Annotated in this window: 6 protein-coding genes; all 6 read right to left on the bottom strand. The window is 42.6% G+C overall.

Going from position 1 to position 7,063, the window contains the following annotated elements; genetic code table 11:
• Nucleotides 1-12: 12 nt before the first annotated feature.
• The 6 genes from ASV53_RS02745 to ASV53_RS02770 are packed head-to-tail and all read right to left on the bottom strand — an operon-like array spanning nt 13 to nt 7,028.
• Nucleotides 13-1,908 carry an XrtA/PEP-CTERM system amidotransferase gene (locus tag ASV53_RS02745; RefSeq protein WP_094955998.1) on the bottom strand — a complete coding sequence of 632 codons (1,896 nt, stop codon included), beginning with the start codon at nt 1,906-1,908 and terminating at the stop codon, nt 13-15.
• A gap of 36 nt (nt 1,909-1,944) precedes the next feature.
• Complete coding sequence (gene xrtA, locus ASV53_RS02750) at nt 1,945-3,354, bottom strand: exosortase A (RefSeq protein ID WP_094955999.1); 1,410 nt, start codon at nt 3,352-3,354, stop codon at nt 1,945-1,947.
• Nucleotides 3,347-4,561: a TIGR03087 family PEP-CTERM/XrtA system glycosyltransferase gene (locus ASV53_RS02755; RefSeq protein ID WP_094956000.1), complete on the bottom strand. Its 1,215-nt coding sequence runs from the start codon at nt 4,559-4,561 to the stop codon at nt 3,347-3,349. Before ASV53_RS02755 ends, xrtA begins: the two co-directional genes overlap by 8 nt.
• A 5-nt stretch (nt 4,562-4,566) precedes the next feature.
• Nucleotides 4,567-5,607, bottom strand: coding sequence for a FemAB family XrtA/PEP-CTERM system-associated protein (locus ASV53_RS02760; RefSeq protein ID WP_094956001.1), 1,041 nt, complete (start codon nt 5,605-5,607; stop codon nt 4,567-4,569).
• A complete protein-coding gene (locus tag ASV53_RS02765; protein ID WP_094956002.1) occupies nt 5,543-6,475 on the bottom strand; it encodes an XrtA system polysaccharide deacetylase in 933 nt (310 codons plus the stop codon). Before ASV53_RS02765 ends, ASV53_RS02760 begins: the two co-directional genes overlap by 65 nt.
• A gap of 37 nt (nt 6,476-6,512) precedes the next feature.
• Complete coding sequence (locus tag ASV53_RS02770; RefSeq protein WP_369126370.1) at nt 6,513-7,028, bottom strand: sugar transferase; 516 nt, start codon at nt 7,026-7,028, stop codon at nt 6,513-6,515.
• Between the last annotated feature and the right edge of the window lie 35 nt (nt 7,029-7,063).

Consider the following 7,063-nt stretch of genomic DNA (forward strand, 5'->3'; position numbering starts at 1 on the left):
TGAGACTGTTTCCTATTGCTTCATCATGAATTGAGAGAACATCAGTAAACACCACAATGACGCACCATGATCGCGATAACCTTCGCTGTGTTCTTGTAGCATTTTTTTAAGGTGGTCGACATTGAAGTAACCACTGTCCAGCATATTGGTGGACAAAACAGAATCGTGTAGCGTTTGCTTAAGGGATGTCCTAAACCATTGGCTAATCGGCATGGAGAATCCCATTTTAGGTCGATACAAAATGTCTTGGTTAATATAGGGTTCTAAGGCTTTTTTGAACGCGTACTTTCCTTGTACCCCTTTACCTTGCACGCTCTGAATATTGTCTTGGCTACGAACGCTAAAAGCCCACTCGATAAACTCATGGTCCAATAAAGGTGCACGGACTTCTAGCGAGTTAGCCATACTGGCGCGGTCAACTTTAGTCAGAATATCGCCGACTAACCACGTTTTTATATCTAAGTATTGAATGAGCTTGAGGGGATCATCGGTTGGGGCATTATTGGCATGTTGTGTTAATTGATCGATACCGTTATAGCCATTCAACTGCTGGTGATATTGGGTACTAAATAATTGTTCGCGTTCATCCACACGCAGCTTAGATATAGAGCTGGCATACGCTTCTACTTGGTTTAATGCCAGCGATTGAAACGTTGTTTTGGCGCGTAATGGGCGTGGTGCCCAATCAGCCTTGGGATAAAGCCTGCCGAGTGAGCCAAATATGGTTTTACGGAAACGGGAAGGGATTGCTTGGCGGACTCTTTGCTCTGCTAAATGCATGCGATGGCGGCGATATCCACCGAATATCTCATCACCACCGTCACCTGATAGTGCAACTTTAACCGACTTTCTGGCGAGCTGACATACTCTGTATGTAGGCAATGCAGAACTGTCGGCAAACGGTTCATCGTAAATATCATTGAGTTGCTTAATTAAGCTGACATCATCAGCATCCACAATGTGAGCGATATGATTGGTACTGTATTGGTTCGCGATTTGAAGGGCATATTCACTTTCATCAAATTCAGCTTCATTGAAGCCAATAGCACAGGTGTTTACAGGGTTATTTTGTAAGCGAGCCATCATAGAGACAATGGCGCTAGAGTCGACACCACCAGAAAGAAATGCCCCTAATGGTACATCTGCCATTAAACGTATTTTTACTGCGTCTTCTAACTGTTCAATCAATGCCCCTTGGGTTTGCTCCCAACTTAAATAATTTTCAGGCGCTGAAAGATCCCAATAAGGGGATGTTCTTAATTGCTCTCCGGGTGTTAGCAGCATGGTATGGCCAGCTTCAAGTTTATAGATATGCTGGTAAGCCGTGTAGGGATCTGGGATATAACCATACATGAAGAAATCTTCTGCCATTTCAGGTCGTAACGCATGGCTCACTTCTGGGTGTTCAAGCAGTACTTTTAATTCAGATGCAAAAACAAGTTGCCCTTGGGCTGTTTGGCTGTAAAAAAGAGGCTTCTTGCCCAAACGATCACGAGCAATAAATAATTGACGACGGTTAGTATCCCAAATGGCAAAGGTAAACATACCGCGAAAACGCGTTACCGCTTTTTCTCCCCATTCTTCCCATGCGTGCACAATGACCTCGGTGTCACTGTATGTACTAAAGACATGACCCGCTTGTGTTAGCTCAGCAACTAAGGATTGAAAGTTATAAATCTCACCATTGAAAACGACTGCGATACTACCATCTTCATTGAATAGCGGCTGATGACCGCCTGATAAATCGATGATAGACAAACGACGGTGCGCCAAGCCAATGTAACTGTCAAAATAGTAACCTTCATCATCTGGACCGCGATGGCTTTGCCGACGATTAATGGTTTTAAGTAGCTCTGGCTGTAATGGGGCGGTTCGATAAAGATTGAAAATCCCCGCAATTCCACACATAGATAATCCTTTTATGGTGAGCGTCCGTCATCATGGCTACTGCCATTGTTTTGCTAGTTCTCGTATTGTGCTCTCGCTAAGAGTTGTACTGGCAACCGCGAGTACTTCTGCCGTTGCATTTTGTCCTGTAATTAAGCGGGTCGCTTGTGCCCACTTAATATCAATGGGCTTACTTGAGCAAAAGTCATCGACACAGTACCAGTAGATGATTTTCATCTGTGTGCCAGTATCATTTAAAACAAGGACTTCGGTGGCATCGAGATCTGGAGTTAACTGAATAACCTGTGAAGCCACTTCCCTCCAGTGTTTCTTATTAAATAATTGATTGTTTTGATTGATAATTTCGCCTTCATCTTGACGAAGACTGAATATTGCATTGAAGTACTCAACACTGCCATCTTGACTCTGACCTAAGACGTGTTGTTGAGCGTGTTGAAACTGAATTCCCCATTTTGATTGACTGATAGGCGTGACATTGTTTGGCATCAGCTTTGCGTTTTTCGCGACGATATCGTTAGTTTTAAAGGATTGTTCCCATAACCCTAAGCTTAGTAAAACCATGGTTAAACAACCGATAACTTTCAGACTTTTATCTGCTTTCTCGGTAGAGACATTATGAAAGGCAAAGTCAGTGCTTTTCGCAGGAGGATCGGCAAAGATATTGGCAGTGAAAAAGATAACCAAAATAACAATACTGAAAAATACCCAACCATATACGAGGTGATCAGCACCTGTTGCGTGCTCCATATCGCTGAGGTAACCAATAGTGATAATGCCAAAAGCCCTGAGTCCATTGGCAACAATAGGGAAGATAAAAGAAAAGCCAGTGAAAAGGATTCGTTTCCACCAATGGTTGAATTGCAAGTAGGCAAAAAGCGTTCCCAAGGCAATGCTCGAAATAAGAAAGCGTATACCAGAACATGCTTCAGCAACGTGAAATTGGCCATTAGGAATCGTGAGGTAAAGGCCTTCACGGTATACCGGAATATTAACAATATTTAAGAAGAAAACGGAAAGATCAGCTGTGATAATCTGAAGTGCCGGTACCAGCTCTTCGCCAAAGGGCGCCGCAAAAATCAAAAAGAGGATAGGGAACCAAAGTAGCTTTGCCATTGGGGTGCCAATGACTGCCCATATGATGAGTTGCAAACTGACTACACTGGCCACGTGCTGAAATAAAGATATATCGGCTGCGCGCCCAAGAAGCCATAACATCGCAGGAAAAATGAGTAAGAAAAGAGGGATCCAACTAGAGGTGTAAGGTACTTTCCGAATATCTTGTCGCTTTTGCCATACTAGCCATAATGAAATAGGAACAATCAAAAAGCAGTGTTCATAGGTTTTTGATTGCATCCATACACTGACCATTGTTTGTAAAGAGCCTGAAAAAACCAGCCCCCACGCGGCCAAAGGAAGCATTAAGCGTAATATGATAGAGTTATTCATGGCTCTCTCCTAAATAGCTTAATAGGGGGGTGAGTTTGGCCTCCCAGCTAAAATTGGCTTCAAGCCATTGACGGGACTCCGTTGCGGTAAGTACTGGATTCTCTAATTTTTCAATAATCCAAGCTGTGATTTCTTCAGGGGAATCCTCGACAGAAAGGTATTGCGTCGGGTAGTTTTCAAGCCCCTCCATGCCGATGGTGGATGAGAGAACAGGCTTCGCCATCGCCATTGCTTCTAATATTTTATTTTGAATCCCACGAGCCATCCGCATTGGTGCGATGGCGCCTTTCGCATGTTGCATATATGGGCGAATATCTTCAACTCTGCCCGTTACCACAACCCCTTTTTCTTGCGCTAAATTGAGTACAGATTTAGGCGGGGCTGAACCGACGATATAAAAATAACTCTCTGGTTGCGCGGCAAGCACACTTGGCCATACATTTTCGACAAACCACAAAACAGCATCAATATTGGGGCGGTAGTCCATAGCGCCAGTGAAAACGATGTAGTTTTGTGAATCTAATGCGTAGGGCTCTGATAGCACAGAGGGTTGCTCGGGCGAAAAGTAAGCGCAATCGAGACCATTTTCAAGAATTTGAATTTTTGGTTTGGTCTGTTTATCGACCATGGTTTTAAATTGGTCAGCTTCAGTTTCTGAAATAAAACAGCTGATATCAAAGTTATCAGCAACGTTTATCTCAAAATGCTCTAGCGTCGTATGTTCTCGTTGATAAACATAGCGCATGATGCCCGTTGCTTGATGTGCATACTGGCGCCATTTATCGGAATCAATATCAGCAAAATGAATCACTTTATGAATCGAAGTGGGCGGATTAAGTAGGTACTGCGCCATACAGCCTGAATAGACGAAGGCCTTTTCGATACCATGGGTGGTTATAACCTGATTAACCCAGTTTTGCATTTTTTTGTGCGAGTAGTAAGGCACTGTGATTGGATCACCCGTTAAAAAAGCGCGTAAGCCTTTAACCTTTGCTATAGAAGGATTCAGTGGAATAAAGAGGGTCTCTTTACACAGTTTTTTTACGTCATCGACATAGCGCTGATCAAACTGATCATCGATAAAACAACCAAGATAAACATCGAAATGGCGACTTAAAAATTTAAGTACGTTGCACGTTGTTATCTTATCGCCTTTATTGGGCGGGAAAGGAATGCGGTGGCATAGGTATAACAATGGCTCTTTCATAGTGTTCACCCTAAATACTTCGATAACATTGGCCCTAATTGGCGACTAATGCCGAGTGGCAGTTTTTGCCATGCTTGGATGAAAAAACGATACTTTGGATTGTTTGGCGATAAGTTAGGGAGAGATTTTGCGTTAACAAGGGCAATGCGATAGTGCAGTGGTTTTTCGTCCATTCCCCAGTGACGTTTATATTGATAAGCGCCCGAGTCAATTTTGCTACGGCCAAAATCAAAAGCGTCAGCCCCTTTTTTCTGGGCTTCACACATGAGCTGGTAGTACATAAAGTCATTACTTTTTAGCTGTCTGGCTTGCGTTGTACCGCCGCCATAATAGGGAAGGACTTGTTTTTTGTAGTAAAAACTTAAAACGCTTGAAACAGGGACATTGTTACTGTCCCTAATAACGAGCGTTTCACAACGTTCGCCAAAAGTTTGTTTTAACTCACTAAAAAGCGCTTTGTTAAAAACAGGTGTACCCAAATTTCGGACTGATTCAGCATATACTTGATAACAAAGTGCAGGGTTATTTGTTAGATCTGCGTGTAAGCTGTTTTTATTGGATTGGCGAATAACAGCGCGTTGTTTACGTTTAACCGTCGAGAGGATGGCATCAGGGTTAGCTTCGAGCGCACATGAGAACGTTGCGTGATGACAATGTGGCTGCCAAGGTGCTTCACTTTCTTTATTCTCTTTGTCCCTTAGTTCAATGTAATCAACATTGAGTGAACATCCTAGTTCATAAGCTGCTTTTTCTAATGCTTTTCTAACATCATCATCATCGGCAATAACACCGCCGTAAACGCAAAAAGGGGTCGAGACTAGCGCATGACCAAACAATCGACTTTTTTGCTCAAAAAGCGGCAATATGCCGACAAGCTGATCATCATTTTCCGCTAATAAATAGTGATGACGATGACCAAAAACTTTACTGATAACATGTTGCCACCCCGTTAGATGAAAAAAGCTACCGTCGTCATGGTTATCAACGTAATTGTCCCAAGCTGGAAAGTCGTTGTCTGCTATCTTCCTGATTGCTAGATTTTTCATCGCTTACTAATCCATGTAATTGATAGGTGTTGTACATTGTGTCCCACTGGAAATCGCTGAGGAGCCGATGAATGCGGGCTTCCATACGATTCAAGTTCAGGTAGTGCCGTACACGAGATTTTATTGAAATACCGTGCATTTGTGGTTGCATAGGGTCAATTTCCCACGGATGGAAATAAAAACTGAAAGGCTGTTGAGTTTGTTGCCTGAAACGCTCTATGAAATAGCGACTTAAAGCATATGGGTACAATCGAAAATATCCCCCACCACCAATAGGTACATTTCGATTTAGTACATTGAGTGTTGGAATTGGAATTTCGATAATCCCTTCTTGGCGTAGATGCTTAAATCGAGGCCACTCTGGTGTGCCGTAAATATCGTGTTTAACAGGATAAGTGCTGCTAGTGTAGCTAAAGCCCGCTTGTTGTAATTCTTCAAAAGCCCAAGTGTTACCTAGCCCAATTGAAAAGCTGGGTGCACGGTAGCCATGCACGCGCATACCAGATTGATCTTCGAGTAGCTGCTTACTGCGACATATATCTTGCCTAAAGGTTTCTCGTGTTTGTTTGTTCGCATGCTGGTGGGCAAAACCATGGCTCGCCAACTCATGCCCACCTGCAACAATTGCTCGTGCTAAATTGGGGCAGGCTTCTGCGACCCAACCTAAGATAAAAAACGTAGCTTTTACATCATGCTGATCAAGGATGTTAAGAATGCGATGAGTATTCTTTTCAACACGTAACGGGTATTTATTGCCCCAATCCTCCCGTTTTACAACAGATGAAAATGCTTCAACATGAAAGTAATCTTCTACATCAATGGTTAAAGCATTGGTTGTTGGGAGAATGTTATTTGTGAATCCATTCATGGCAAGCCCTCTAGAATAAGTGATGGAATATCAAGAACTAACGTCCTTTACCAAACAGCACTATTTCAGAAGTGCGCACGAGTATCAGTAAATCAAGGATAAAGCTACGATGTTTTATGTAATAAAGGTCAAACTTTAGTTTTTCAATGGCATCTTCCTTGCCACAACCATAGGGATACTTTAGTTGAGCCCAGCCTGTTAAGCCGGGCTTAACATTATGGCGATGGTTGTAATATGGAATAGACTCTTCGAATTGTTCTGAAAAATGAGGGCGTTCAGGGCGAGGGCCAACAAAACACATATCACCTCGAAAAACATTAAAAAGTTGGGGTAGCTCGTCTATGCGATATTTACGAAGGTAGTGGCCAACTCTGGTTATGCGAGGGTCTGCTTTTTCTGCCCATTTTATGCCATCTTTTTCCGCGTCTAAGGACATGCTTCTAAATTTATAGATTTTGAATGGTTTCCCTTTCAAACCAATACGTTGCTGGGAATATAAAATGGGCGATGAAATACCGTCTTCTAACTTTATAAATAAAATAGCGAATAAAATAAGCGGCCAACAAAAGAGTAAAATTAAAACAGCGA

The organism is Photobacterium sanguinicancri (genome assembly GCF_002265265.1).
GTDB classification, from domain to species: domain Bacteria; phylum Pseudomonadota; class Gammaproteobacteria; order Enterobacterales; family Vibrionaceae; genus Photobacterium; species Photobacterium sanguinicancri.

Bases quoted from the DNA above. Each gene is read 5' to 3' on its own strand.
- ASV53_RS02745 (WP_094955998.1), bottom strand. From the start codon at position 1,908: ATGTGTGGAATTGCGGGGATTTTCAATCTTTATCGAACCGCCCCATTA.
- xrtA (WP_094955999.1), bottom strand. From the start codon at position 3,354: ATGAATAACTCTATCATATTACGCTTAATGCTTCCTTTGGCCGCGTGG.
- ASV53_RS02755 (WP_094956000.1), bottom strand. From the start codon at position 4,561: ATGAAAGAGCCATTGTTATACCTATGCCACCGCATTCCTTTCCCGCCC.
- ASV53_RS02760 (WP_094956001.1), bottom strand. From the start codon at position 5,607: ATGAAAAATCTAGCAATCAGGAAGATAGCAGACAACGACTTTCCAGCT.
- ASV53_RS02765 (WP_094956002.1), bottom strand. From the start codon at position 6,475: ATGAATGGATTCACAAATAACATTCTCCCAACAACCAATGCTTTAACC.